This is a genomic window from Arthrobacter bambusae (assembly GCF_022606295.1).
GTDB lineage: Bacteria > Actinomycetota > Actinomycetes > Actinomycetales > Micrococcaceae > Arthrobacter > Arthrobacter bambusae_A.
The window spans coordinates 29,599-55,321 of record NZ_JAHHZS010000027.1 but is presented as its reverse complement, the minus strand read 5'-3'; the positions used below and the strand labels follow the sequence as shown (position 1 = coordinate 55,321).

Sequence of the window (25,723 nt, the reverse complement as noted above, 5' to 3'; positions counted from 1 at the left end):
GTCGGCTCGCTCACCTTTATGGCCCTTTTGGCCGACGCCCGCTCACGCATGTCGCTAAAGGGTGGAACCTCTTGCAGATCATGTGAGCGGGCGTTGGCTGGGGAGGGGTTATATGTGAGCGGGCGTTGGCTGGGGAGGGGTTATATGTGAGCGGGCGTTGGCTGGGGAGGGGTTATATGTGAGCGGGCGTTGGGTTAGATGTTTCCCGTAGAGCCCGCCACGCCGCCGAGGAGTGCGGCCATGGTTCGCCAGCGGGCGATCTCGCAGCCGTCCGTCCGGCTGAAGCGGCTGCTGACCTCGCGCCCATGGAACCGGCCCGTGACCGTCGCCACCTGCGGGCCGCCGTATTGTTGGGTGCAAATCCGGTCCGGGCGGGGAACCGGAAAGAAGATCTCTTCGCCGAATTGCTCGACGGCGGCAAGCGCCGCGCGGGAGTCCGGAAGGGTCGAGCCTTCGGAAACTTCGCCGCCCGAGCCGAGCAGGACGAACTCGTAGTCAACGGCGCCTGGTGCCTCTGTCAGCGTGACGGTGAGTTCGACGTCGTACTTTCCTGTGCTTGAAGTCATTGCTGTCCTTCGTGAGACGGTGTTGGTACGAGGAGTTCCAAGAGCGGCTGCACTTCGTCGAGGACCCTGGCCCGGAGCGCCTGGGCCTCGGCGGCGAATGCCCTCTGATACTCAACGTACTCGGCCTTGCCCTGCGGTGTCTCGATCCTGATGGCCGGATACCCCCACTCTTCAAGGTCGTAGGGGGACGCCTGCATGTCCATGGCCCGGATCCGCCAGGACAGCTCGAAACAGTCCATCACCAGTTCGCTCGGCAGTGCCGGCGTCAGTTTGTACGCCCATTTGTAGAGGTCCATATTGGCGTGCAGGCAGCCGGGTTGCTCCATGGTGCGCTGGTTGTCCCGCGTCGGGGTGAGTTCGTTGAGCGGGGTGGCGTCAGGAGTGTAGAAACGGAAGGCGTCGAAGTGGGAGCACCGGATCCGGTTGTCCTCGACTACGGTGTCCGTGCCTTCGGAGCCGAGCCGCAGCTTGAGGTATTCGTGACGGAGGTCGAACTTGTCCTGGCGGTAGACCATGGCCCACTCGTGCAGCCCGAAGCAACCAAACTGGGCGGGCCGCGCAACGGTTCCGGCGAGGATGATGCCGGCGAAGCGAAGGGCCTCGGTGCGGTCGGCCACGAACCGGCTGCGGTCGAAGGTGACCGCCACGGTACCGGCGGGCAGTCCCGCGGACGCCAACGCGCCGTCGTCGAGCACTTGGTAATACTTCCACCCGGCCCGCTCGGCCGCCTTGGGGCCGGAGAGGACGACGCCGTCACCCGGATGCCAGCGCAGCAGCTGGCCGGGCTTCTGGGTGTAGTAGGTGAAGAGGAAGTCTTCGACCGGATGCTTCTGGCCGGCGGAGCGACGGGCCAAGTATGGCTTGGCGTAGCGGTCAACGCGTTCGTGGTGGGCAGCCTGCAGCGCGAGCCATTTCTCTTGCGCGAGGTGCTGGTATTTAAGCTCCGGCACCGCTTGAACCCAGAATGTCGGCGACAGCGGCCCAGGCGGAGATTTCGCAGCCGTCCGTCAGTTTGTAGGCGGACTCGACGCCCACTCCGTCAACGGCGCCGGTGACTATTGCCGTCTGGGGTCCGCCGTAGCGCTGGTCGCAGACTTGGTCGCTGGGGCGCGGCGTGCGCGCGAGGAGGGCGGGGTTTTTCTTCAGGGCAGCGCACGCTGCGGCTGCGGTGGGGTGGTGGCTTTCAGCGGCGGGGACGCCGCCGGTGCAGACGAGTGTGTAGCTTTCAGGGGCTGCCGTGGGGGAGAGCCTGACGATGATGGAAAGTTCGGCTTCCCCGCGGCCGGATGAGCTGGGCACGGTGGGGGAGAACGAAGGGGTCGGTTTGCCGCTGGGAGACGCCGTTTCGTCAGGTAAAAGTCCTGTGGGGCTGCTCGACGGCGGGGACGACGTGCTGCTGCCGGGCGCCGAGGTGCTGGGCGGGTTGCCTCCGGGACTCGGCGTGCAGGCGGCAAGGCCAGCGACGGCGAGGACGGCCAACACTGACCGGACTATTCGCAGGCGCATGGGGTCTCTCCTTGATTTATGCCAGTTTATCGCCCGTGCCGGCCGCATGGTGTTGCGTGGCTGCGATGAGCCCGGTCATTGCCCGGTGCAGTTCGGCTACTTCGGCCCGCGTGAGTTGAAGCCGCTCCATGATGGTTCCAGGCACGGCCGTCGCCTGTTGCCTGAGGGCGGCGCCGGCGTCGGTCAAGGCAATGGCGAGGGCCCTTTCGTTTCCGTGGATGCGGTTGCGGGTCACGAATCCTGCTTCCTCGAGTCGCCGCAGGATGGGCGAAAGGGTGGCTGGCTCGTGCAGGAGAGCTTCGCTGATGTCCTTGAGCGTGCGCGGGCTGCGTTCCCAGAGGGCCAGCATCACAAGGTACTGCGGATGAGTCAGCCCCATTTTTTCAAGCACCGGCTTGTAGACGCCCACCACGCTCCGCGACGCCACCGTCAGGGCGAAGCACAACTGACGCTCAAGCAAGAGGTCATCTTCAGGCGGGGCAGTGGTTTCGGGGGCAAGGGGTGTGCCTGCGGCAGCCATGGCGTACTCCGTTCCGTGTGGGCGACCGGGCTGTTCCGGTCGATAGTTAGTGCACTAATTGTTAGTGTACTCTTAAACGACAGCATCCTTTTGAGAGAGGGTAGACCACGTGGCCAAAGAGACCATGACCCAGAGATTCATGCGCGCAACCGGCAAGCTGCGGGTCATTTTCGGGCCGGCGCACAGCAGTTCCCTGGATCATGAAATGACTGAGGAGAACAAGCGCCTCCTCGTGCGGCGCCAGGCCGAAGCGCAGCAATGGGAGACCATCCGCAGGCCGGACGGCAGCACCTATGTGGTCCCCAAGAACCCGGACGACAAGTCCCTTCGCTAGCCCCCACCTCGATGGACGACCGCCCGGGCCTTTTGTGGCTTGCGGGCGTAAAATTGGCCTCACTGGAACCACTCAGCTCCAACCGCACGGCTGGACCTCGCAGCGGGGAAGGAGGTGGGAATTGTGGGACATGCACTCGATAGCTTTATGAAGGTCACAGATCGACTGCGCTTCTGGTTCGGCCCGGCAGCCCGGGGCGACATTGATGCGCCCGTAGTCCACAAGCATGACGACTTCGAGACGGCGTCGGAAGAAGACCTGGGGCATTTCGTCGTCGAAACAGACGACCAAGGCCACCACTACGGAATCCGCAAGGAAACCGCCTGAAGCCCTTTTTGCGGCTCCACGCCGCGGGGAAGCAAAAGAACCGGAGCGTAGGCTCCGGTTCTTTCACGTTAAGTACTTCAATTCCCGACGGCGGGCGCCCGGCTGTGCGTTCCCGTCCGGGGCCGGCTAGCGGCCGGTGCCGCCGTAGACGGTTGCCTCGGCGTCGCCGTCGAGATCGAACGCCTTGTGGATGGCGCGCACGGCGTCATCCAGCAGATCGGCGTGCGTGACCACGGAGATGCGGATCTCCGAGGTGGAAATCATGTTGATGTTGATGCCCGCGTCGGAGAGCGCCTTGAAAAAGGTGGCGGAGACGCCGGGGTGCGAACGCATGCCGGCGCCGATCAGCGAAAGCTTGCCGACGTTCTCGTTGTATTCGATGCTTTCGAAGCCGATTTCAGGCTGCGCGGCACGGAGGGCCGTCAGCGCGTCGGCGCCTTCCACGATCGGCAGGGTGAAGGAAATGTCCGTGCGGCCGGTACCGTGCGTGGACACGTTCTGGACGATCATGTCGATGTTCGAGTGTGCCTTGGCGATGACCTGGAAAATTGCGGCCGCCTTGCCGGGGATGTCCGGGACGCCGACCACGGTGACCTTGGCTTCTGAACGATCGTGTGCAACGCCGGAGATGATTGGCTGCTCCAAGGCAACTCCCTCTTGAATCGTGATCTTGTCGTCGGCGCTGGGAAGGACCCAGGTGCCTTCGTTCTGGCTGAATGAGGACCGGACGTGCAGGGGCACGCCAAATCGGCGGGCGTATTCCACGCAGCGCAAGTGCAGGATCTTGGCGCCGGAAGCTGCCAATTCCAGCATTTCCTCGCTGGAGATACGGTCGATCTTCGTGGCCGTGGAGACCACGCGCGGGTCCGCCGTGTAGATGCCGTCGACGTCCGTGTAGATTTCGCAGACATCCGCTTCGAGGGCGGCAGCGAGCGCCACGGCAGTGGTATCCGATCCGCCTCGGCCAAGCGTGGTGATCTCTCTGGTGCTCCGGGTCATGCCTTGGAAGCCGGCCACGATTGCCACGTGACCCTTGTCCAATGCAGTTCGGATGCGATGGGGGTCGACGTCGATAATGCGGGCCTTGCCGTGGATGCCGTCCGTGATCATGCCGGCCTGCGATCCGGTGAACGACTGGGCGGACGCGCCGAACTTGTTGATGGCCATGGCGAGCAGGGCCATGGAGATGCGCTCGCCCGCGGAGAGGAGCATGTCCATTTCGCGCGCGGGTGCGGAATCGGTGACTTGGGCGGCGAGATCCAGGAGTTCGTCCGTGGTGTCTCCCATGGCGGAAACCACCACAACAACTTCATTGCCGGCCTTTTGGGCGTCAACCACACGACGGGCAACACGCTTGATGCCTTCTGCATCGGACACCGAGGAGCCACCGAACTTCTGCACGATCAGCTGCTTGGTCTTGGCAGTCTGCGCGGTCAAGTCTTCGGTTTTCACTTCGGTCGTGGGCAAACTCATGCGCGCACCCTCACTGCTCAATTGGGGATCGTACGTTGCGTGGCCAGGTAGCGGCACGGCTACGTGGCTTATGTGGCCAGTTTATCGCCGGCCGCGGCGGGCGGGGGAATTGTGACCAAATCTCGGCCCTCGGGCGCATGCGGGGCGGTTTCGGCGTGGCGTACGATCAAGAAATACGCAGCCTGGGGGCATGTGGGCTCACGGGAATTGAAGCGTACTTGTTCTGTTTGGGGGAAACAGGTGAGTAGGGCATGTCCATAGCTGAAAGTTCAATCGTCCCGGACAGCGGCGCCCTCGGCGTATCCGCGGAAGGCGTCGCACGCCGCTTCGGCACGGTCCACGCAGTAGAGCACATCGATTTCCACGCGCCGGTCGGGAAGGTCACGGCGCTCATCGGACCCAACGGGGCAGGCAAAACGACGCTCCTTCTCATGCTTGCATCGCTCCTGCGGCCGGACTCCGGAACCATCAGGATCAACGGCCTTGACCCTCTCCGGGACAGCGCCGCCGCTCGGCTTCAGATCGGTTGGATGCCGGACACCCTGGGGGTGTGGGAGTCCTTGACCGCGCGCGAAATCCTGGTCCAGATGGCGCGGTTCTACCGCCTGCCCAAGGCCGGCATCGTGCACCGCGTTGCCGGCTTGCTCGAACTTGTCCGGCTGGATGGGCTAGCCGACCAGCCCGCCCGCGTCCTCTCCAGGGGCCAGCAACAAAGGCTCAGCCTGGCCAGGGCCCTCATCCACGACCCCTCTGTGCTTCTGCTCGACGAGCCTGCGTCCGGCCTCGATCCGGGATCCCGGGTGGAGCTCCGAACCCTGCTGCGCCGCCTGGCCGGGGAAGGGAAGGCCGTGGTGGTTTCCTCCCACGTGCTCAGTGAGCTCGATGAAATCGCGGACGGAGCGGTGTTCGTCAGCCAAGGCCGCACCGTGAAACAGCAGACCCTCGAGGAGGCTGCCCTGCAAGGCCGGCGCTACGCGATCACAGCCCTCGACAACGCGGCCCTCACCGCAAAGCTCAGCGAACTCGGGCTGGAATACCGGGTGGAAGCGGGCCGTCGCCCCTCGGTCACTTTGCTGTTGACGCACGACGACGGCGCTGCCGCCCTCTTGGGCGAACTCGTCCGGTCCGGCGTCGGCGTGGTTTCCTTCGCCCCCGCAGCCGGTGCCTTGGAAGAGACGTACATGAACCTGGATACGGAGAGGCCATGAGCGACGTGACTGAAACCATGCCGGGCCCGGCGGGACCGCAGGGAGCTACGGGAGGCTGGAACGCCGTCGTCGGCTATCTTGGCGGGATACGCGACGTGGTGGTCCTGGAGATGAAACAACGCTTGCGCTCCCGCGGCTGGTACATCATGGTGGGCATCTGGTTCTTTGTCGTCGCGATGGTCACGTGGCTGACCTGGCTCGCTTGGAACGCCAGCATGGAAGCGCGTCGCTCCACGATCCCGCCATCGGCGCTGGCCCCGCAGGACGGGGCGGGGTCCATGATCTTCGAGGTCGTGCTGGCTTTTGTGCTCCTGTTTGCCCTGCTCGTGGCACCGGCGCTGTCCGCCAATGCCATCAACGGAGACCGGGCCGGGGGCACGCTCGCCATCCTGCAGATCACCTTGCTGACCCCGGGCCAGATTCTGCGGGGCAAGTTCTGTGCGGGATGGCTCGCGGCGCTCGCCTTCCTGGCGACAAGCGCCCCGTTCCTTGTCTTCGGCATGTTCCAAGGCGGACTGACTCCGGGGCACGTGGTGGTTTCCTTGCTGATGCTCGCGGTGGAACTTGCCGTTGTCTGCGGGATCGGAGTGGGGATTTCTGCGCTCGCGGGGCGCCCCTTGTTCTCGATCGTGGTGACCTACTTGGTGGTTGCCGCGCTGGTGGTCGGATCGTTGATTTCGTTCGCGCTGGGGGCTCAATTGGCGCAGGGTACGGTGTTGGCCAATACTCCCGTTGGCCGTCCGTTGTCCTATGTTCCAGTGCAGCCGGATCAACAAGGGCAGCCGACTGAAGCGGTGCAGCCGGGCTACACCTGCGAGGGTCCCCTGGTGGAGCATTCGGCCGTCCGGACCGATCGCGTGGCATGGATGCTCGCGTTGAATCCCTATGTGGTGGTGGCCGACGCCATTCCTTATCCGGACCGGAGCGGATCGGCGTTCTACTCGGTCGGCATGATCGAGGGCATCAGCCAGGGTGCCAGGTCCGCGCTCGCCGGCCCGGACCACACCTTCACCTGTGCCAACGGCGTGCAGCAGCCGCAGTACCTCAAGCAGTCGACGCCCTTGTGGCCCCTGGGACTCGGCCTGCAAGTGCTCCTGACAGGTCTGCTCATGTGGCTCGGCTGGCGTTCGCTGCGGACGCCCGCCAGCCGCTTGGCCAACGGGACGCGGATCGCTTAAACCGGGCGGGTCGCCGGTTCGCGATCGGCGTGCTGCCTACATGAGGGCGTTGCGGCGACCCTCGAAGGCCCTTCCGAGGGTAACTTCGTCCGCGTACTCCAGGTCTCCGCCCACCGGGAGGCCGGAAGCAAGCCTGGTGACGGTGATGCCGATCGACTTCAGCATGCGGGCCAAATAGGTCGCCGTCGCTTCGCCTTCGAGGTTGGGGTCGGTCGCGATGATGATTTCCTGGATGGCGCCGTCGTTGAGCCGGGTCAGAAGCTCGCGGATGCGGAGTTGCTCGGGCCCGACGCCGGCAATCGGATTGATGGCGCCGCCGAGGACATGGTAGCGGCCGCGGAAGGACCGCGTCCGTTCCACCGCCAGGACGTCCTTGGATTCTTCCACCACGCAGATCACCGAGGGGTCGCGGCGCGGATCGCGGCAGATGTTGCACAGCTCCTGCTCGGTGACGTTGCCGCAGACAGTGCAGAACTTCACCCGTTCCTTGACTGTGGTGATGGCCGCGACCAGCCGCTTCATGTCCTCGGGATCGGCCTCAAGGATGTGGAAGGCCAGACGCTGCGCCGATTTCGGCCCGACGCCAGGGAGCCGGCCGAGCTCGTCGATCAGCTCTTGTACTGCGCCTTCGTACACAATGTCCTCGTTCATTCGGTGTGGACGCCGTTCCTGTTCGGCCGGCGTCTCGGTTTGGTGGCACCATTTTGCGGCGCCCGTGGGCCCTCGCGGGGTTCCAGGAGGTTTCCCGCCGAAGTCCGTGCGGCCCCGCGCAGGGTGTGGTTACGGCGTCCGGTTTCCAGCGGCTTATTAGCGGCGCATGCTGTCCAGCGACCGTTCTTCCAGTAGCTTCCCGCCCAGAATACGCTCGACGGCGGCCCGTCCAAAGACTCCCGACTCCTCGATCGTTTCGTCGTCCGCACTCGGGATGTCTTCCACCACGCTGCCGGGAGCGACGGCAGCCCGCGCCGGTGCTTTCTCGCGTCCAGCCATGGCTTCCGGGCTGTTGGAAAGCCGTTGGTACAGGCTCTGCTTCCCGGTCCCCGAAGGCGCCGACACTGTTGCTGGCGCTGGCGCTGGGGCAGGCGTAGTCGCGGGGACAGGTGCAGCGGCAGGCGCCGGGGTTAGTGCGGCCGCCGAGGCCTGTGGCTGGTGTGGAATCTGCGCGGCGGCAGGTTCATAGACGGGACTGGACGTAGCCGGCGCGGAGGCCGTGCTCGGACGGTCGGAGTCGGCAGAGGTGCCCGAAGCCGCGGAACCAACGTTGGATTCGGCGCCGACCACCCACGAGCCGGGCGCGTGCTCGACGGCCCTGGACCACGGATCTTCCGAGGCATTGGACTTCGGCTCCGGAGATGCTTTGGTGGAGCGCTCGTTCGCGGGGGCAGAACCGGCGGAGGCTGGGGCGTTCGACGCCGAGGCGTCGCCCAGTGGCGATGCGGTCGGGGCCGGGGCGGCGGCGCCGGCCGTGGAAGTGAAGCCCGAAGGAGCCGACGGTTCCCAATCCATGGGCGGTTCTTCGTCCAGCGGCGGAGCGTCCTCGTCCCGCGGGGCACCCCAGTCATCGTCCGAATAGGAATAGTCAGCAGCCGGTTCTGCCGGTGCTGCTGCGGACGACGCAGCTGCTGCGGCCGGCGATGCCATGGCAGTCGCCGGGGCCGGAGCCTCCGCAACTTCCGAGGCGGGCTGAACGTGCTCCGCCGGTGCCGGGGCCGTGTGGGTTGGAGGCGTTGGGGTTGGTGCCGTGGGGGCTAGTGCCGGCGGTGCGGTGGCGGCATCGGGCTTGTCGGCTTCCAGGGCCGCATGGCTTTGCGCCGCAGGGGCAAGTCCCCATGCGGTATCCACAGCGGAGGACGCCGTGGGAGAGGCGCCACCCCCGGCAGGGGGCGCCGGGTCAGCCGGTGCTTTTGGGTTTGGTTCAGAGCTACCTGAGCTGTTGCCGCCGACGATTGACGTGATCTGGCAGTCGATGCCGATCGTCTTGTGGATGGCTTGGCGAAGGTTCTCGGCATGGTCTGCGCGGCTGAAGGCGCTCGCAAGTCCGTCCGTGCCGAATGCCAAGGTCAGAAGATGGCCGTCGAATTGTGCCACCTGCGCGTTCGCTCCGACCAAGGCCCAGCTGCTGCGCTTGATCTTGGTGAGCGTTTGGAGGATTTCGGGCCAAGCCCGCCGGATGACTTCTACATCGGCGCCACCCGTAGCGGGCCGCGCGGCCGGTGCGGATGCTGGCTGTTGTGCGGTCGGCGACGGCGCCCCGGGTACTGACTGTTCCGCGGGCGCAGGCGCCGAAGCCTGGGCAGGTGCGGGCGTTTGCTGGGGTGCCGGGGTTGGAGCTGCTGCCGCCACGGGTCGGGGCTGGTCCTGATTTGCCACTGGTTGAGCCGATGGCGCAGGGGCAACGGGCAGTGCCGCAGAAGCTTGCGCCGTTTGTTCGGGTGCAGGGCGGCTGGACTGCTGCCGCGTTTCATCCACGGGCCAGTCGGTAGTGGACACTCTCGGCGGTGTCAGTTGTTCCCGGGACGGTTCCCCGGTTGCAGGCGCAGGTTCATGGCCGGGAACCGGTGCCTCAGCGACGTCGGCGGGCCTGGTCGAGGCTGCCCGAGGCGTTGGTGAGTGGAGCGCTGGCGAGGCGGGAGCGGGACTGGCGTCCGCCGTCGGGCGTTCCATCGGGTGATCAGCCGGGCGGCCAGTTGGGGCCGCGGAAGTGGAAGGCGCTGCAGCAGCTTCAGGCGGAGTCTGGGCTGCCGCGGGAGGAAGCGACTCGCCGTAGTTGAGGCGGCGTTCGACGCGGTCGATCCGGGCCGCGATGCCACGTTCGGTCTGCTCGGAACTGGGCAGCAGGATCCGGGCGCAGAGCAGCTCGAGATGGAGCCGGGGCGACGTCGCGCCGGTCATTTCAGTGAGTGCGGTGTTAGTGACGTCCGCGGCACGGGAGAGCTCGGCGGCGCCGAGGTTGTTGGCCTGGCTGCGCATGCGGGCGATCTGGTCCGCCGGCATGCCACGGAGGATGGCTTGGGCGCTTTCCGGCATGGCTTGGACGATGATGAGGTCGCGGAACCGCTCCAGCAGGTCCTCGACGAAGCGGCGGGGATCGTGCCCGGTTTGGATGACGCGGTCCACGGCCCGGAAGACAGTGGCGGAATCGGATGCGGCGATTGCTTCCACCACGTCGTCGAGCAGAGAAGCGTGCGTATAACCGAGTAGTGCGACGGCGAGCTCGTAGTCCAGGCCGTTGGGACCGGCGCCGGCCATCAACTGGTCCAATACGGAAAGCGAATCGCGCACGGAACCACCGCCGGCCCGGATGACGAGCGAGAGCACGCCGGGAGCCACGGGCACGTTTTCCTGTTGGCAGAGAAGCTCGAGGTACTGCATCAGGGGCTCGGGCGGTACCAGACGGAAGGGATAGTGGTGTGTGCGGGAGCGGATGGTCCCGATGACCTTGTCCGGCTCCGTGGTGGCGAAAATGAATTTGATGTGCTCCGGCGGCTCTTCGACGATTTTCAGCAGCGCGTTGAAGCCGGCGGAGGTGACCATGTGGGCTTCGTCAATGATGAAGATCTTGTAGCGGTCCCGGACCGGGGCGAAGGTGGCGCGTTCGCGGAGATCGCGGGCGTCGTCCACGCCGCCATGGCTGGCGGCGTCGATCTCGATGACATCGAGCGAGCCGGAGCCGCCTCGGGCCAGCTCGACGCAGCTGTTGCATTTGCCGCAAGGAGTGTCCGTAGGGCCTTCGGCGCAATTGAGGCAGCGGGCGAGGATTCGGGCGGACGTGGTTTTTCCGCAACCGCGGGGGCCGGAGAAGAGGTAGGCGTGGTTGACCCGGTTTTTGCGCAGGGCCGTCATGAGCGGCTCGGTGACGTGTTCCTGCCCGATAACGTCCGCGAAAGAATCGGGGCGATATCTGCGGTAAAGAGCAGTAGTAACAGTCACAGGGGAAACCTACCTATAGGGACTGACATTTAAATAAGAGACCCCTCATGCACCCGCCAGAGCCCATCTACCCTTGCTACCTTCCGGTCCTGGGGGAGTTCAACAGGATGACGCCACATGAGGGGCCGTCGACAAGCTTACCCGAAGTTATCGAGCCCTCCGAATCTGCGGACATGTGCCTTGCGGGAGCCGGGAAATGGACATGTCCCTTCGGCGCTCGGAGGTTCCAATGGACATGTCCCCTTTGAGAGCCAAGGAGTGGACATATTGGGACTATGTCCGGTCCTCGTGAGCAGGGGAGGGCATGTCCAGTTGTTAGGGGAGGGCAGGTCCGGGGGGCTAGCGCCAGCCGTTCACGGGCCACGTCATGAAGGCGGGCTCCTCATAAGGGTGGGCTGCGCGCAGGGCCCGGACTACGGCGTCGAGCATGTCCGCCTCAACGACGCACTCGACCCGGATTTCGGGCACGGTTTCGCCTTGCCCGACCATTCCGATGAACGGTTGCGCTCCCCGTAAGGGAGTGAAACGTCCCGTGCCCGGAGTGGTGAAGGAGCAATGCGAATAGTCGCCGATTCTTCCGGCCCCGGCATCGCCGATCGCGGCCAGTAAGCCCTCGCTATGGGATGCCGGGACGTAGACAACGAGGGCGTGCAGTTGGCTCATTCCACCATCCTTCCAGTGTCCGCTCAAAAACAGGTCAAAGGATGGTTTCCAATCTCCATTGCCAAACCGCTGAGCCCAGCGGACTATAGGTATGTACACCGATTGGGGCAATCTCAAGATTGTGAGGTGCAGGGCCTGGTTTCAGGGGCTGGACCCAGCAGCTCAACGGAGTGCCGGAGGAATGGACGCATTGGGGGCGTCCATTTTTACGTTTAAGCGCACGCAGGTCCTGCACGACACCATGAAAGTCCCGATTGGGCGATGCCGAAATTCTCGGGTACAGTGGAGTCTGCTTTTGATTCAGAAGCAATGGAGAATTCGCCTAGCGGCCTATGGCGCACGCCTGGAACGCGTGTTGGGTTAACGCCCTCGGGGGTTCAAATCCCCCATTCTCCGCGTTTGGCCCCGGTCTTTGGACCGGGGCCTTTTTGCGTTCCGGCCCTATTCGAACCGGGGTCGGATTCCGCCAATCAACCCCAACCCTAAACCCGCTCGGCAGCAACCCGCTCCAACACTTCCCGGCAGGCGAGGATCGCCGGGTGGATCCGGCCTGCCGTGCGCGTCGACGTGAAGACTGTCCGCGTGGGAAGCCCGGGGAGATCGAGCAGTTGGACCGGCGTCGTCCGGCCTGTCCACACGAGGTCCGGCATGAGCGCCACGGCATTGCCGGACTCGATAAGCCGGATTTGCGCTTGAAGGTCGGCGGTTTCGTAGCGGACATCGGGCTCGAAACCGGCGGTGCGGCATGCTTGCTCCGCCCAGTGTCGCGATGCCGCACCGTGCGGTTCCATGACCCATGGCAGCGAAGCCGTGTCAGCGAGCGAGGAGATCGATTCCCCGCCGAGGCCAAGCGGGGGAGTGGCCAGCCTGATGGCGTCGCTGGTCAGGGTGGCCCGGTCCAGGCCGGGGTGGTGCGGTGCGGCGTGCCCGGGATATTGCTCGGCCACCACGATGTCGAAGTCCCGCGCCCACGTTTCGTAGAGCGCGGTCTCGGGTTCGCGCTGGATCATCTCCACGCGCACTTCGGGATACTCGCCCTTCATGATGGTGAGGAAGTCCGGCATGAGTGCGAGGGCGGCGGTTTGGAATACGGCCAGCCGCACCGTGCCCGTCACCGTCGAGAGGGACGCGGCGAGGTCCGTCTCTGCCCGCTCGAGGGTGGCCAGCAAGGACGCGGCATGCTCTACAAGGATCTCGGCCTGCGGCGTCAGCTGGACCCGGCGGCCGGATTTTCTCAGCAGTTTCACGCCGGCTTCCTTCTCCAACAAGGTCAGCTGCTGGGACACGGAGGATGGGCTGTATTTCATCGCGTCCGCCACTTCTGCGAGCGTTCCGCGGATCTTCAGTTCGTGCAGCAAGCGCAGCCTGCGGACGTCCAGCATTCGGCTCTCCAGAAGGTTCGAGAAATCTAATGAATATTCTTCAGAAAAGATCGCTTTTCCTAATCTGATTGTAGATCCATACTGATGGAAACAAAGCACTCTACGCACCAAAAGGAACGAAGCGCATGAGCACACCAACCCGGGATTCGAGCATCGACGCCAGGACACAATCCACCCCGGAAAGCGGACACCTCCAGGAGCTGGCCCACGAAGCCATCCAACTGGTTCGACACTGGCTCACCGAAGCCTCGAAGGTGCCCGTTGACGTTTCCGCACAGCGCCTCGCCGGCGTCCTCAAGGACCCGAACGGCCTGGACTTCACCGTGGGATTCGTCGACGGCGTCATCCGCCCCGAGGATCTGACCGTCGCCGGCCGCAACCTGGCCAAGCTTGCCCCGAAGGTCCCGGCCTTCCTGCCTTGGTACATGCGTGCCGCTGTGCGCACCGGTGGCGTGATGGCCCCGGTGCTGCCGCAAGTGGTCATCCCGATCGCCCGCAAAGTCCTCCGTGACATGGTGGGCCACTTGATCGTGGACGCCACGGACGCCAAGCTCGGGCCCGCCATCGCCAAGATCAAGCAGAACGGCGTCCACCTGAACGTGAACCTGCTGGGCGAGGCCGTCCTGGGCGAACGCGAAGCCAGCCGGAGGCTCGAGGGAACCCTCAAGCTCCTGGCCCGCGACGATGTCGACTACGTCTCCATCAAGGAGTCCTCCACGGTGGCCCCGCACTCGCTGTGGGCCTTCGACGAAGCGGTGGACCACGTGGTGGAGAAGCTCACGCCGCTCTACGAGCTGGCCGCATCGTTCCCCAAGCCCAAGTTCATCAACCTGGACATGGAGGAATACAAGGACCTCAGCCTGACCATGGCCGTGTTCACCCGGATCTTGGACAAGCCCGAATTCAAGAACCTCGAGGCCGGCATCGTGCTTCAGGCCTACCTCCCGGACGCGCTTTCCGCCATGCAGGAACTGCAGGAATGGGCGTCGGCCCGCCGCGCAAACGGCGGCGCTCCCATCAAGGTGCGCGTCGTCAAGGGCGCCAACCTGCCCATGGAGCAGGTCCAGGCATCCATCCAGGGCTGGCCGCTCGCCACCTGGGGCACCAAGCAGGATTCGGACACCAACTACAAGCGCGTCCTCAACTACGCCCTCACCCCGGAACACATCGACGCGGTGCGCATCGGCGTCGCGGGCCACAACCTCTTCGACGTTGCCTTCGCGTGGCTGCTCGCCAAGGAACGCGGCGTCACGAAGGGCATCGAGTTCGAGATGCTGCTCGGCATGGCCACGGGCCAGGCCACGGCCGTCCGCAAGGACGTCGGCAGCCTCCTGCTCTACACTCCGGTGGTGCACCCGGGCGAGTTCGACGTCGCCATCGCCTACCTGATCCGCCGCCTCGAAGAAGGCGCCAGCCAGGACAACTTCATGTCCGCCGTGTTCGAGCTCAGCGAAAACGAATCGCTGTTCGAACGCGAGAAGCAGCGCTTCCTCGCCTCCCTCGCGGAGCTGGACGACGCCGTTCCGGCGCCCAACCGGACCCAGGACCGCAACCAGCCCGCGGCCTCCACGCCAAACCATGGTTTCGCCAACACTCCGGACACCGATCCTGCCCTGCCCGCCAACCGGGCCTGGGGCCGCGCCATCCTGGACCGCATTCCTGGCTCCACCGCCGGCAACGCGATTGTTGACGCCAGCAAGGTCAGCGACTCCCAGGAACTGGACCGCATCATCGCCACCGCGGTGGAACACGGCAAAGCGTGGGGTGCCATGCCGGCCGCAGAGCGCGCAGCCATCCTGCACCGAGCAGGCGACATCCTGGAGTCCCGCCGCGCCGAACTCCTCGAGGTCATGGCCTCCGAGACCGGCAAAACGATCGAGCAAGGCGACCCCGAAGTCAGCGAAGCAATCGACTTCGCGCACTACTACGCGGAGCGGGCCAAGGACCTGGAAACGGTCGACGGCGCCACGTTCGTCCCGGCGAACCTCACCGTCGTGACCCCGCCGTGGAACTTCCCCGTGGCGATACCCGCGGGCTCCACGCTGGCGGCACTCGCGTCGGGATCCGCCGTCGTGATCAAACCCGCAAAGCAGGCCCGACGCTCCGGTTCCGTCATGGTGGACGCGCTGTGGGAAGCCGGCGTGCCGCGCGAAGTGCTGGCGCTCGTGCAGCTCGAAGAACGCGAGCTCGGCACCCGGCTGGTCTCCCACCCGAGCGTTGACCGCGTGATCCTCACCGGTGGCTACGAGACCGCCGAGCTCTTCCGCTCCTTCCGGCAGGACCTCCCGCTGCTCGCGGAGACCTCGGGCAAGAACGCCATCATCGTCACGCCCCACGCGGATCTCGATCTTGCCGCCAAGGACGTCGTGTACTCCGCTTTCGGGCACGCCGGACAGAAGTGCTCCGCCGCTTCGCTCGTGATCCTGGTGGGTTCCGTTGCCACGTCCGAGCGCTTCCACAACCAACTCGTGGATGCTGCCCGCTCGCTCAAGGTGGGCTACCCGGAAGAGGCCACCACCCAGATGGGCCCGATCATCGAGGCGGCCAACGGCAAGCTCCTCAACGCGCTGACCACCCTCGGTGAAGGCGAGACTTGGGCCGTGAAGCCCGAGAAGCTGGACGAGACCGGACGTTTGTGGTCGCCGGGGATCCGCTTCGGCGTGAAGCGCGGCTCCTACTTCCACCTGACCGAGTTCTTCGGCCCGGTCCTCGGCGTCATGACGGCGTCCACCTTGGAAGAAGCCATCGCCATCCAGAACGAGATCGAATACGGACTCACCGCAGGGCTGCACTCGCTCGATTCCGATGAAATGGGCGTCTGGCTGGACACCATCCAGGCCGGCAACCTCTACGTGAACCGCGGCATCACGGGCGCCATCGTCCAGCGTCAGCCGTTCGGCGGCTGGAAGAAGTCCGCCGTGGGCGCTGGCACCAAGGCCGGCGGACCCAACTACCTGGTCGGACTGGGCAGCTGGGTTCCCGCAGAGCCCGGCGCCAAGCGCGGTGCCACGCTCAAGGGTGCGGCAGCTTCGATCCTTGCCGCTGCCAAGGCGGCAGGACCGCTTGTTAAGGCCGGCGAAGCAGAAACCCTGCAAAAGGCGCTCTTCAGCGACGCCGAGGCATGGGCCACGGAATTCGGCACCCGCAAGGACGTCTCCGGCCTGAGCGCCGAACGCAACGTCTTCCGCTACCGGGCCATCCCCGTGACCATCCGCCTGTCGGAGGGCGGGAAGCTCGTCGACTTGCTTCGCGTCGTAGCAGCCGGGGCAGTGGCGGGTTCGGCACTCACGGTGTCCTCCGCCGTCGAGCTTCCCGAAGCCGTGGTCGCAGCGTTCGCGGGACTCAACGTGAGCACCCGCATTCAGAACGATGCCGAATGGCTGGCTTCGGCGGCTGCCATCAACGGTGGCCGCATCCGCCTGATCGGCGGGGACAGCAGCGCCCTGAGCGCCGCGACGGGCGGTCGTCCCGACGTCGCGATCTACCACGGCGCGGTGACCCCGGCCGGACGCATCGAGATGTTGCCGTTCCTGCACGAGCAGGCCATCAGCATCACGGCGCATCGCTTCGGCACTCCGAACCACCTGTCGGACGCGCTGATCTAGCGACTCAGCAGGGAAGCAGGGAAGCCCGGCGGGACGGCCACAAGCCGTTCCGCCGGGCTTCCTTGCGCTTATGCTTCGTACCCCAGGCGCCGCAGCCGTTTCCGGGCGGCCTGTTCGCTGGGACCGCTGCGGCCCAACGTCAGGCGCACGACGGCGAGAACCACCCGGGCCGCGAGAATCGACGGGAAGGGGATGGGGCCAAACCGGGCTTTTTCCAGTCCCAGAAGTTCGCGGTACCGGGGCTCCAGGCTGGCCACGGCCGCGGCGAACAAAATCCGGTAACCGGGTTGCAACGACGCTTTCAACGGGGGGTACCTGATGAAGTCGATGGTTTCCCTGAGCCGCTCGTCTGCGCGGAGATGGCCGGAGGCGTACCACTGGTCCATTTCCGAGGCCACCTCGGCGAGGTTCAGGGGAGGATCCTCGACTCCCATGAGGCGGCCTGCCTGGGCCCACTCGCGGATGTAGGCGTCGGCGCCGCCGGGGACCGCCCCGCCCCAGATCCGGTGCGCCGCCACGAAGGAATCCGCATACGCAACGTGGACCCAGCGGAGAAGCTCGGGATCATTGGCCGAATACTCGCGGGTCTGTCCGTGCGCGTCGATGTAACTGCCTTTGACGGAGTCATGGACCCGCCGCACGAATTGGGTCGCCGTGTGGGCCGCGTCCATGGAGCCGTAGCTCACGGTAAAGATCCAACGGATCGTGTTTGCCAGCCGTCCGAGGGGATCCCTTTTGAAGCTTGAATGGTCATAGACCCCCGCCAAGGCGCCGGGGTGCAGTGCCTGCATGAGCAGTACCCGGATTCCGGCGACGATGGTGGACATGGAGCCGTGGACAGCCCAGACGGCCGAGCCGGGAAGGTGGTAACCGGGGTCGTTTCCTTCCGCAAGCCGCAGCACCCAGTCGGGAGTGGACTGCGGGTGACCCGTAAAAGTCATCCTCAGTTCCGCTTGCCACTTCTTCAGGAAGGTGACCATGGTCCATTGTCGCGCAGCATTCCGTTGGCGCAAGCGCCGGGCGGCTGTGAAACAGCGGTAACCGGTTAATGCAGAGGTGCCGGCCCGCTGTGGAACCAGCGGGCCGGCACCTCTAACGCGGATCCGCTTAGGCTGCGGGCTGTTCGGCAAGTCCCCGACGGCGGCGCGCCGGGGACGCTGCCACCAGCAGTGCCGCGATTGCCACGGCAGCGCTCAGGACCAGGCCGGGCCGGTACTGATCGAGCATGGCCGCGGCGCTGAGCGTGCTGCTGGTGCCTGCGTCGTGCCCGCTCACGATCGCAGTGGTCACGGCAAGGACCAAGGCCGCACCAACCTGCGTGCTGGTCTGGATGAGTCCGGCAGCCAGCCCCTGCTCTGAATCTCGGATACCGGCGGTGGCTTGGACATTGATGGAGGGGAAGGCCAAGGCGAAACCGATGCCCAGGAGGATGACCGAGGGAAGGATATCCAGGACGTAGTTCGGTGAGGTTCCGACGCGGAGGAACAGGACATAGCCCAGTCCCAGCGAGGTCAGGCCGGTGAGGATGAGCTTCGGAGCTCCGAACTTCTCGATGAACCTGTCCGCGAAGGGGGCGCTCGTTGCCACCAGGAGCCCCGTGGGAAGCAAGGCAAGCGCCATGCCCAGGGGAGACCAGCCGAGCACGGACTGCAAGTACATCGTGAGGATGAACTGGAAGCTCAGGTATGAGCCGAACAATCCAATGGCGCTCAGGTTGGCGCGGGCCACCCAGCCTTCACGAAGGATGCCGAAGCGGATGAGCGGGTGCTTGACGCGGTTTTCGATGACGGCGAAAGTTGCCAGCACAGCAGCAGAGATGGCGAATCCGGCGATTGTTGCCACAGATCCCCACCCCTTCTGCGGAGCTGAAACCAAGGTGTACACCAGGCCAAGCATGCCGAGCGCGAGGGTGACTGCGCCCCAGACGTCGTGGCCGCTCTCCTCCGTGGACGGCTTGTCCCGGGGGATGAACAGCATGCCGAGAAGCACGACGGCCACGGCGATCGGCACCGAGACCAGGAAGGTCCAGCGCCAGCTCAGGCTGGTCATGAGCCCGCCCACCACCAACCCGAGTGAAAAGCCGCTCGCGCCGAAAGTGGTGAAGATGGACAGTGCCTTGTTGCGCTCGCGGCCTTCAGCGAAATTGGTGGTGATGATGGAGAACCCGGTAGGGGCAGTGAATGCCGCGGCCAGGCCCTTGATGAAGCGTGTGGCGATCAACAGGGTGGGATCGTTCACGAGGCCGCCGAGGAGCGATGCTGCGGCGAACACGGTCAAGGCGATCAGGAAGATCCGACGCCGGCCCAGCAGGTCGGCGAGCCGCCCGCCAAGGAGCAAGAGGCTCCCGTAGCCCAGGACGTAGGCGGAAACGATCCACTGGAGGGAATCGGTTCCGAGGTGGAGTTCATGCCCGATGGAGGGAAGGGCCACGCCCACCATGGAAACGTCCAGGCCGTCGAGCGCCAGAACTGTGCACACCACCATAAGCAGCAGCCACTGGGCCCGGGTCCAGCGGACGGCTGTATGGAGCTGCTCGGCAGATCTCGTGAGGGTGCTTGGTGAAGTCATGAAAATCAATCTATATGACACGTCATTCAATGACAAGGAATATGACTTGGAATCTTATGACATGGACTTTATCTAGGGTTGCTACTAGAATCGGGCCATGGCAACAACGCAGGATCGCCAGCTGGTTGAGCAATGGCGCAGCATCCAGAACTCGTACTTCCGCACCGCGGCCGCCATCGACCGTGCCCTCGAAGCCAAGTTCGACATCGGCCTGAACGAATTCGAAATCCTCGATCTCGTTGCCGAAAGCGTTGACTCTGCCTGCCGCATGAAGGCGCTCGGGGAGCGGACCCCCATGACCCAGAGCGCCGTTTCCAAGGTTGTCGACCGCCTGGAGAAAGCCGGACTCGTCTCCCGCGTAACCTGCGCTGATGACCGCCGCTCGCTGTACCTCGAGCTGACCGAGGCCGGCCGCGCGCTCCATTCGGATGCCGCCGTCGAGCACCGCGCGTTGCTGAAAGAGAACCTCGGCGAGTAGCCCGCTACGGCCCGGCGAGTGTTCCGCGGACCGGCCGAGTATGAAGTCGAGTGTTCCCATTCGATTTCATAGCGGCCACAATGGGACAAGCGCGCCCGTACTTGGGGATGAGCGCCTGTCTCAGGAGCCGCTGTGGGAAAGCATCATGAGTCTGGCCAGGTCATCGACCTGGTGCTCACAAGAAAATTTGGCCGGGTCCTTTCGGCTTGCCTCCTCGCTGTCCTGGTGATCCTCGCTTTCGGCTTCCAAGGGCCCGGTTTGGGCGGACCTGGAAGCCATGCATCGTTGGCCATGGGCCAGGTGGAACCCGGCATGCTACCCACGGATGGCGCCACTGCCAGCGCGCAGGAGACCGCGCCTCAAAGCCCGGCATCGGCCCCGGTCGTCGCGGCCGACAAAGCCACGGTGTCCTTTGAACGTTCCCCGGTCCAAACCCTCGACAAGAACGGCATAGGCACCCTCAATGTCGCGTCGAGCTCCCTCGACCGGCCCCCTGCCGGGAAACTCTATGCGCCGCTCGAGGTGCTGGTTCCGAGTTCTCCTTTCGGATTGCGGATCGATCCCATTACCGGATTGCCGGGAGAGTTCCACTGGGGCCAGGATTTTGCCGCGGCTTGCGGCACGCTCGTCTACGCGGCCGACTCCGGCGTGGTCCGGGCCGTGGGATGGCATCCGTGGGGCGGCGGCAATCGCGTGGAAATTGACCACGGCAACGGCTTGGTCACCACGTACAACCACCTGCAGGGAATCGCAGTGACCAAGGGGCAATCGGTCCGGGTAGGCGAGGTCATCGCCAGGGTGGGAACCACGGGTTCCTCGACTGGTTGCCACCTGCATTTCGAGACCATTCTCAACGGCGTCTACACCAACCCGATGAACTGGACGTTCCTGCCCACCAAGCAGGTGGATCCCCTCGGCGATATCGCGATGGTCAGCTATCAGCCAGGTTCCGCCACCGCGACCTCGGCGGGCTCCGTCTGGTCCATTCCCGGTGCCGTGCCGACCGACCCGGGGGCCGTGGCCGCCGGACCGGCGGTGACGGGCGGGGTGCAGGAGGCGAAGGTTGCGCCGAGCCCTGCTGCCACGGCCACGCAAAGCCCGACGTCGACGGCGTCACCCACCGGGACGCCGACTAAGTCGCCGACGCCGACGCCGACTCCCACCGGGACGCCGACTAAGTCGCCGACGCCGACACCGAGCCCCACCGGGACGCCGACTAAATCGCCGACGCCGACACCGAGCCCCTCCGGGACGCCGAGCCCGTCGCCGGCCCCTATCAGGACGCAGACTCCTACCGGGACGCCGCCGCCGACGGCGACAGTTCCGCCTACGGTGACCGCACCGCCCACGGCGGCGCCGACGTCGAGCCTCCCTGCTTCGGTGCCAACCGTTCCCGCGACGCCGGCACCCACCTCACCCGCGCCGTCGGCACCCACCTCACCCGCGCCGTCGGCCACGCCAACAACCAAAACGGCGGTTCCCAAGCCCTGAGTCGTCCCATTCCTTTGGTCCCGCCCCACACCACTGCCGCGCGTAGACTCGAATGCGGCAGTTGCCGAGGTTCCACGTCGTAAGGAAGCGATTCAATGTCCCTGCTCTACAGCATTCCCCTGACGTTCAACGACGGCTCCGAGGGCGATTTTGGGCGTTTCGAGGGCAAAGCCGTACTGGTAGTCAATGTGGCTTCGAAGTGCGGTTTCACGCACCAGTACTCGGGACTTGAGGTGCTCTACGAAAAATACCGCGACCGCGGATTCGAGATCCTGGGCGTGCCGTGTAACCAGTTCGGGGCACAGGAGCGGGGTTCCGACGCAGAGATCGCGGACTTCTGCCAGCGCAATTTCGGAGTCTCGTTCCCGCTCGCGAGCAAGTCCAAGGTCCGCGGCAAGCACCAGCACCCCCTGTATGCCGAGCTGACCCGGACTGCTGACGGCTCCAAACCGCAGAAGGTGAAGTGGAACTTCGAAAAGTTCCTCGTGAGCCGCGAAGGCGAGGTGCTCGCACGCTTCCCGTCCGCCGTCGAGCCCGATTCCGGGGAGCTCATCGACGCGCTCGAAGATGCCTTGGCCTAAGCTCTCCGGAGGGAGCCCAGGCTGGCTCCCGCGTTGAGCGCCTCGCGGTTATCAACAACGATTTCACCGTCGACGACCGTCAGGATCACCGGCGTCTGCGCAAATTCGTCCGGTGCCGTGGTCAGGGGATTGTGCCGGACCACCGTCAGATCTGCGCGGGACCCCGTTTCCACAATGCCGCCTTCCTCGCCGACGGACTTCCAGTATTGGCTCGTGTAACCTTCGAGCGCGGCCCGCGCGGACAGCGCCTGCCGGGGTTGGACGGGTTCGACGTCGGGCCGGCCGGCCGGGCGGCGCGTCTGGGCTGAGGCGATGATCGCCCGCGGGTCGAAAGGGGCGATGGGCCAGTCCGAACCGAGCGCTACGATGGCTCCGGCGTCGCGGAGATCGCGGGTCCGCCAGGCGTGATTGGCCCGTTCGCTGCCAAGCCTGCGGGACCAGTTGTCGGTGTGGTCGGCGCGGCTGTAGAGGGCGCAATGCGTCGGCTGCAGGCTCGTTGCGGCACCCGCGCTGATGATTTCCGCCAGGACCGAATCCGGGATGGATTCGATGTGCTCGATCCGGTGGACGGTGCCGTTCTTGGGGAGGGCTCCGATGGTCCGCGCGACGAAGGAAACGGCCTGGTCGCCGATGGCGTGCGTGGTGGTGGGGATCCGGTGTTCGTGGAAGAACTTCATGGCTGCGGCGAGGGCTTCAGGATCGTGCCAGAGCGGATGGAGTGATTCTCCGTGGGTATCCGGTTCAAAGAGCCAGGCCGTGCCGTTGTCGATGGTTCCGTCCATCATGAGCTTGATGCCGTGAACATGCCAGCGTCTTCCGTGCCTGCCCTGCATCGCGAGCATGGCCTTCAAGTCCTCCTCGGTGGCGCCGGGCATGACCCACGGGGAGATGCGCAGCCGGATGGCGAGCTCGCCTCTGCGTTCGAGGGCTTCCAGCACTTCCAGGGTGTCCGGGGCCCCGAAGTCCAGCATCTGGCCGGCTACCAGCCCGGCTTCGGCCATGGACCGCAGGAGTTCCCCGAGTTCGTCGACCCGCTGATCGAAGGAGGGCTGGGGGAGGATTCCGCGCACGAGGTCCTGGGCGGTCATTTCGTAGAGCATGCCGTTGGGCTTGCCGTCCTGGTCGACGCCGACATAGCCGGTGCTGGGAAGCTCTTCCGTTCCGGTGACCCCGGCGAGCTTGAGGGCGGCGTCGGAGACGAGTGAGGCGTGGCCGTCGAACAGGGTGATGAAGACGAGTTCGTCATCGAGGATGCCGTCGAAGAGGGAGTTGTCGAAGACCGCGTCCCCGAAGATGGCAGGGTCGAGGCCCCAGGCGAACAACCAATCGGAGCCGACGGCGTGTGGCGTGGAAGCGGCGTAGTGCGCAAGCGTCGCGCGGACATCGTCGAGCCCGGTGATTCTGGCCAGGTCAAGGCCACGGGCGATGTCCGCCCCGTGGATGGGGTGGATGTGGGCGTCAATGAGACCGGGGCAGACTGTTGCGCCGCCGACGTCGATCACTTGTTTGGCTCTTGGGGTCCATGCGGCGGCAGCCTCGGCGCGGCCGACGTGCGCTATGCGGCCATTTGAGATGGCGACGAAACCGGAGGTCTCTGTGAGCGCCTCACCGTGGAGGATGCTGGACGAGAGGATGACGAGATCGATGGGCTCGGGCGTGGTCAAGATGTAACTCCTTGTGGTGTTCGGGTTTCCGACGCCGGCCCGGTGAGGATCAGTCGTCGTCGATGGCCGCCCTCAATCCTGCCGAGAGGACATCGGCCAGGAAAGCGAAGCGGTCTACAGGGTGCTCTGCCACGGCTTTCTTTGCCGCGAACAGATGTGGATATGTTCCTTCTTCCTCTTCGTTGATGCTCCACGCGGATTCCATCGTCATCGCATCGAGGCTCGCGCCGATCGCTGCGCTGTCGAGGGCTTCCAGGGCGGGAATGATGAGGTGCCGCGGCGCCCCCGCGATCTCAAACGCCTCGACAAACCGGTCGTAGCGCTCCAAGGCTGCCGGGTGTGACACCGGCTGCGTGAGAAGCAGGGGAAGGAGCGCCGGCACCAGGCCGTATGCCTTGCGAAGGGAGTCGAAGATCTCGCGGATGACATCGTCAAGGCTGCCGGACGGCAACTCGGGCATCGGAGCTCTCTCCACGAGCGCGCCACGGGCCAGTTCGATGATCTCCTGCCGGCCGGTGACGTGCTTGTAGAAGGATGACTGCCTGACGCCCAGGCGCTCCGCGAGCCGCGGGATGGAGAGGCTCTCCTCCTCCTCGAACATCTCGAGCGCCGCGCGGCCGATCGCCTTCCGCGAGAGCCTCGGTGTCCGCGGGCGTCCTAGCTGGCTGGTTTTGCTGGGAGTCTGCATCCCTCAAGACTAGGCTCCGTGATCACTCGGAGTGGCCGATCCGCTGGTAGGCGGCTGGGTTGGCCTTGCGCAGCACGAGGGCCAGCACCGTTCCGGCTGCAAACACGAGCGGCGCGACGACGAGGAGCGTGGTGTTGACGGGGTCACCGGCCGGGAGGCCGGTGAGAAGTTGGGTGTTGTTGGCCATCAGGCAGGTCACGGCGCACATGATGATGGTCGCGGCCACGGCCGAAGGGACGACATACCAGCGAAGGCCATGGTCCTTGAGCCGGGTGAAGAAGAACACGACGCCGACACCCGTGAGGGCCTGCAGGAGGAGGATGCCGATCACGCCCGGGGTGTTCGTCCAGATCAGGAACTGGGTGAACGGGTCCAGGTGGAACAGCGCTGCGCCGATCACGAGGGCGAGGGCGAGGAGGGTCTGGTCGAACCCGGCCACGGAAGGGGTGCGGTATCGCGGGCTGATGCGGCCGGAGCGTTTCGGGAAGATGCCCTCGCGGCTGAGCGACAGGGTGTAGCGGTTGATGGTGTTGTGGAAGGAGAGCTGGGCGGCGAAGATGCTGGTGACGATCAGGACGCTCATAAGGTTCACGCACCAGCCGCCCGCGAAGTTGCCTGCCGCGATGTAGGCGGTGTCCCCGGCGTCGAGGTGGCCCGCGGCGAAGGCTTGGACGGCGTCCGCCCCGAAGGCCTGGACGATGATCCAGACGGCGAAGGCGTAGAACGCGCCGATGAAGGCGATGGAGATGTAGGTGGCGCGGGGGACGGTCCGGTCGGGGTTCCTGGCTTCTTCGCGGTAGAGGGCTCCGGATTCAAATCCCATGAAGGCGGAGAAACCAAGCCCGAGGACTGCGGCGAACTGCGGGGAGAAGACGGCCTGCGGGCTGAATGATTCGAAGCTGATGCCGTGTGCGCCGCCGTGGGCCAGGACGAACGCGGCGACGATGGCGACGATCAGGGTTTCGAGGGTGAGCAAGACGGCGAGGACCTTGGCGCCGACGTCGATTCCGCGCCAGCCCAGGTACCAGACGGCCCCGATCGACACGATCGCGTAGAGCCACCAGGGAAGTTCCACACCGGTGAAGGACTTCACTGCGAGGTTGGCTTGGATGCCCAGCAGTCCATAGAGGCCGATTTGCAGGCCGTTGTAGCTCATCCAGGCAGTGAGGCCGGAGCCGAGGCCGACCACGCGGCCGAGCGTTTTCGAGATGTAGCCGTAGAAGCCGCTGTAGGACCGGACGTGGCGGGTAAGCGCCATGAAACCTATGGCGAACAGGCCCAGGCCGATGGCCGCAGCGAGGTAAATGGAGGGAGCCCCGACGCCGCCCACGGCGAGGGCGAGCGGGGCGATCCCGACGACGATGGTCAGCGGAGCGGCCGCCGACACCAACATGAACACAATGTCGCGAGTGCCTATTGCGTTCTTCTTCAATCCGCCGTCAACGCTGACGGTCGCGGGCGGCGCCATTGCCGCCGATTCTTTAGTGAAAGCCATTCACTTATTGTGGGGTGCGGCATAGGTTTGCGTCAAGAGGGTCTGTTCTGCAGCCCCGACGCCCGC

The 25,723-nt window shown here is 65.3% G+C and carries 22 protein-coding genes, 1 tRNA gene and 1 other RNA gene; 9 read left to right on the top strand and 15 right to left on the bottom strand.

Annotated elements, in window-relative coordinates; all coding sequences use genetic code 11:
• Positions 1-194: 194 nt before the first annotated feature.
• From KNN17_RS16950 to KNN17_RS16935, 4 genes are read right to left on the bottom strand one after another with little or no spacing between them, the layout of a single operon-like run.
• Positions 195-566 (bottom strand): serine protease inhibitor, encoded by a 372-nt coding sequence (locus tag KNN17_RS16950; RefSeq protein ID WP_241710122.1) that lies wholly within the window; start codon positions 564-566, stop codon positions 195-197.
• Complete coding sequence (locus KNN17_RS16945; protein ID WP_241710121.1) at positions 563-1,516, bottom strand: 3-methyladenine DNA glycosylase; 954 nt, start codon at positions 1,514-1,516, stop codon at positions 563-565. Before KNN17_RS16945 ends, KNN17_RS16950 begins: the two co-directional genes overlap by 4 nt.
• Positions 1,503-2,072: an SSI family serine proteinase inhibitor gene (locus tag KNN17_RS16940; protein ID WP_241710120.1), complete on the bottom strand. Its 570-nt coding sequence runs from the start codon at positions 2,070-2,072 to the stop codon at positions 1,503-1,505. The genes KNN17_RS16945 and KNN17_RS16940 overlap by 14 nt, the downstream gene beginning before the upstream one ends.
• A gap of 16 nt (positions 2,073-2,088) precedes the next feature.
• Entirely contained in the window at positions 2,089-2,592 is a 504-nt protein-coding gene (locus KNN17_RS16935) for a MarR family winged helix-turn-helix transcriptional regulator (protein ID WP_241710119.1), read from the bottom strand.
• Between the two features lie 124 nt (positions 2,593-2,716).
• Here KNN17_RS16935 and KNN17_RS16930 point away from each other — a divergent pair, with 124 nt between their 5' ends.
• On the top strand, positions 2,717-2,926 hold the full coding sequence (locus KNN17_RS16930; RefSeq protein ID WP_241710118.1) for a hypothetical protein: 210 nt from the start codon (positions 2,717-2,719) through the stop codon (positions 2,924-2,926).
• Between the two features lie 147 nt (positions 2,927-3,073).
• A complete protein-coding gene (locus tag KNN17_RS16925) occupies positions 3,074-3,253 on the top strand; it encodes a hypothetical protein (protein ID WP_139359608.1) in 180 nt (59 codons plus the stop codon).
• Between the two features lie 126 nt (positions 3,254-3,379).
• On the opposite strand, the gene KNN17_RS16920 is transcribed toward KNN17_RS16925, so the two are convergent.
• On the bottom strand, positions 3,380-4,726 hold the full coding sequence (locus tag KNN17_RS16920; RefSeq protein ID WP_078106752.1) for an aspartate kinase: 1,347 nt from the start codon (positions 4,724-4,726) through the stop codon (positions 3,380-3,382).
• Between the two features lie 251 nt (positions 4,727-4,977).
• Here KNN17_RS16920 and KNN17_RS16915 point away from each other — a divergent pair, with 251 nt between their 5' ends.
• A complete protein-coding gene (locus KNN17_RS16915; protein ID WP_241710117.1) occupies positions 4,978-5,934 on the top strand; it encodes an ABC transporter ATP-binding protein in 957 nt (318 codons plus the stop codon).
• The gene (locus KNN17_RS16910; RefSeq protein ID WP_241710116.1) at positions 5,931-7,112 is read left to right on the top strand and encodes an ABC transporter permease; all 1,182 of its coding nucleotides are present in this window, start codon (positions 5,931-5,933) and stop codon (positions 7,110-7,112) included. The genes KNN17_RS16915 and KNN17_RS16910 overlap by 4 nt, the downstream gene beginning before the upstream one ends.
• Before the next feature lie 36 nt (positions 7,113-7,148).
• Here KNN17_RS16910 and recR read toward each other — a convergent pair whose 3' ends face one another.
• From recR to KNN17_RS16890, 4 genes are all read right to left on the bottom strand, one after another.
• A complete protein-coding gene (gene recR, locus KNN17_RS16905; RefSeq protein ID WP_284764136.1) occupies positions 7,149-7,748 on the bottom strand; it encodes a recombination mediator RecR in 600 nt (199 codons plus the stop codon).
• 171 nt (positions 7,749-7,919) lie between these two features.
• On the bottom strand, positions 7,920-11,042 hold the full coding sequence (locus KNN17_RS16900) for a DNA polymerase III subunit gamma and tau (protein WP_241710114.1): 3,123 nt from the start codon (positions 11,040-11,042) through the stop codon (positions 7,920-7,922).
• A 33-nt stretch (positions 11,043-11,075) separates the two neighbouring features.
• Positions 11,076-11,172: signal recognition particle sRNA small type (ffs, locus tag KNN17_RS16895), an RNA gene on the bottom strand.
• A 209-nt stretch (positions 11,173-11,381) separates the two neighbouring features.
• Positions 11,382-11,705 carry a hypothetical protein gene (locus KNN17_RS16890; protein ID WP_241710113.1) on the bottom strand — a complete coding sequence of 108 codons (324 nt, stop codon included), beginning with the start codon at positions 11,703-11,705 and terminating at the stop codon, positions 11,382-11,384.
• A gap of 311 nt (positions 11,706-12,016) precedes the next feature.
• On the opposite strand from KNN17_RS16890, the gene KNN17_RS16885 reads away from it, so the two are divergent.
• Positions 12,017-12,101, top strand: a tRNA-Ser gene (locus tag KNN17_RS16885).
• Between the two features lie 86 nt (positions 12,102-12,187).
• Here KNN17_RS16885 and KNN17_RS16880 read toward each other — a convergent pair.
• Positions 12,188-13,087: a LysR substrate-binding domain-containing protein gene (locus tag KNN17_RS16880; RefSeq protein ID WP_241710112.1), complete on the bottom strand. Its 900-nt coding sequence runs from the start codon at positions 13,085-13,087 to the stop codon at positions 12,188-12,190.
• Positions 13,088-13,212: 125 nt separating this feature from the next.
• Between KNN17_RS16880 and KNN17_RS16875 the strand changes: the two genes are divergently transcribed.
• Positions 13,213-16,692: a bifunctional proline dehydrogenase/L-glutamate gamma-semialdehyde dehydrogenase gene (locus KNN17_RS16875; protein ID WP_241710111.1), complete on the top strand. Its 3,480-nt coding sequence runs from the start codon at positions 13,213-13,215 to the stop codon at positions 16,690-16,692.
• Positions 16,693-16,760: 68 nt separating this feature from the next.
• Here KNN17_RS16875 and KNN17_RS16870 read toward each other — a convergent pair whose 3' ends face one another.
• Together KNN17_RS16870 and KNN17_RS16865 are read right to left on the bottom strand one after the other, a co-directional pair.
• Positions 16,761-17,672 (bottom strand): oxygenase MpaB family protein, encoded by a 912-nt coding sequence (locus tag KNN17_RS16870; protein WP_241710110.1) that lies wholly within the window; start codon positions 17,670-17,672, stop codon positions 16,761-16,763.
• A gap of 127 nt (positions 17,673-17,799) precedes the next feature.
• Positions 17,800-19,260 (bottom strand): MFS transporter, encoded by a 1,461-nt coding sequence (locus KNN17_RS16865; RefSeq protein WP_241710109.1) that lies wholly within the window; start codon positions 19,258-19,260, stop codon positions 17,800-17,802.
• A 97-nt stretch (positions 19,261-19,357) separates the two neighbouring features.
• Between KNN17_RS16865 and KNN17_RS16860 the strand changes: the two genes are divergently transcribed.
• The 3 genes from KNN17_RS16860 to KNN17_RS16850 all read left to right on the top strand — a co-directional run bounded on the left by KNN17_RS16860 (position 19,358) and on the right by KNN17_RS16850 (position 21,810).
• Positions 19,358-19,738 carry a MarR family winged helix-turn-helix transcriptional regulator gene (locus KNN17_RS16860; RefSeq protein ID WP_078106739.1) on the top strand — a complete coding sequence of 127 codons (381 nt, stop codon included), beginning with the start codon at positions 19,358-19,360 and terminating at the stop codon, positions 19,736-19,738.
• A gap of 132 nt (positions 19,739-19,870) precedes the next feature.
• The gene (locus KNN17_RS16855) at positions 19,871-21,229 is read left to right on the top strand and encodes a peptidoglycan DD-metalloendopeptidase family protein (protein WP_241710108.1); all 1,359 of its coding nucleotides are present in this window, start codon (positions 19,871-19,873) and stop codon (positions 21,227-21,229) included.
• A 95-nt stretch (positions 21,230-21,324) separates the two neighbouring features.
• The gene (locus KNN17_RS16850) at positions 21,325-21,810 is read left to right on the top strand and encodes a glutathione peroxidase (protein WP_241710107.1); all 486 of its coding nucleotides are present in this window, start codon (positions 21,325-21,327) and stop codon (positions 21,808-21,810) included.
• Here KNN17_RS16850 and KNN17_RS16845 read toward each other — a convergent pair.
• The 3 genes from KNN17_RS16845 to KNN17_RS16835 are packed head-to-tail and all read right to left on the bottom strand — an operon-like array spanning position 21,807 to position 25,657.
• Positions 21,807-23,474, bottom strand: a complete 1,668-nt coding sequence (locus KNN17_RS16845) for an amidohydrolase (RefSeq protein WP_241710106.1) — start codon at positions 23,472-23,474, stop codon at positions 21,807-21,809. The genes KNN17_RS16850 and KNN17_RS16845 overlap by 4 nt on opposite strands.
• Before the next feature lie 49 nt (positions 23,475-23,523).
• A complete protein-coding gene (locus KNN17_RS16840; RefSeq protein WP_078106736.1) occupies positions 23,524-24,162 on the bottom strand; it encodes a TetR/AcrR family transcriptional regulator in 639 nt (212 codons plus the stop codon).
• A gap of 22 nt (positions 24,163-24,184) precedes the next feature.
• Positions 24,185-25,657, bottom strand: a complete 1,473-nt coding sequence (locus KNN17_RS16835) for an APC family permease (protein WP_241710105.1) — start codon at positions 25,655-25,657, stop codon at positions 24,185-24,187.
• Positions 25,658-25,723: the final 66 nt, after the last annotated feature.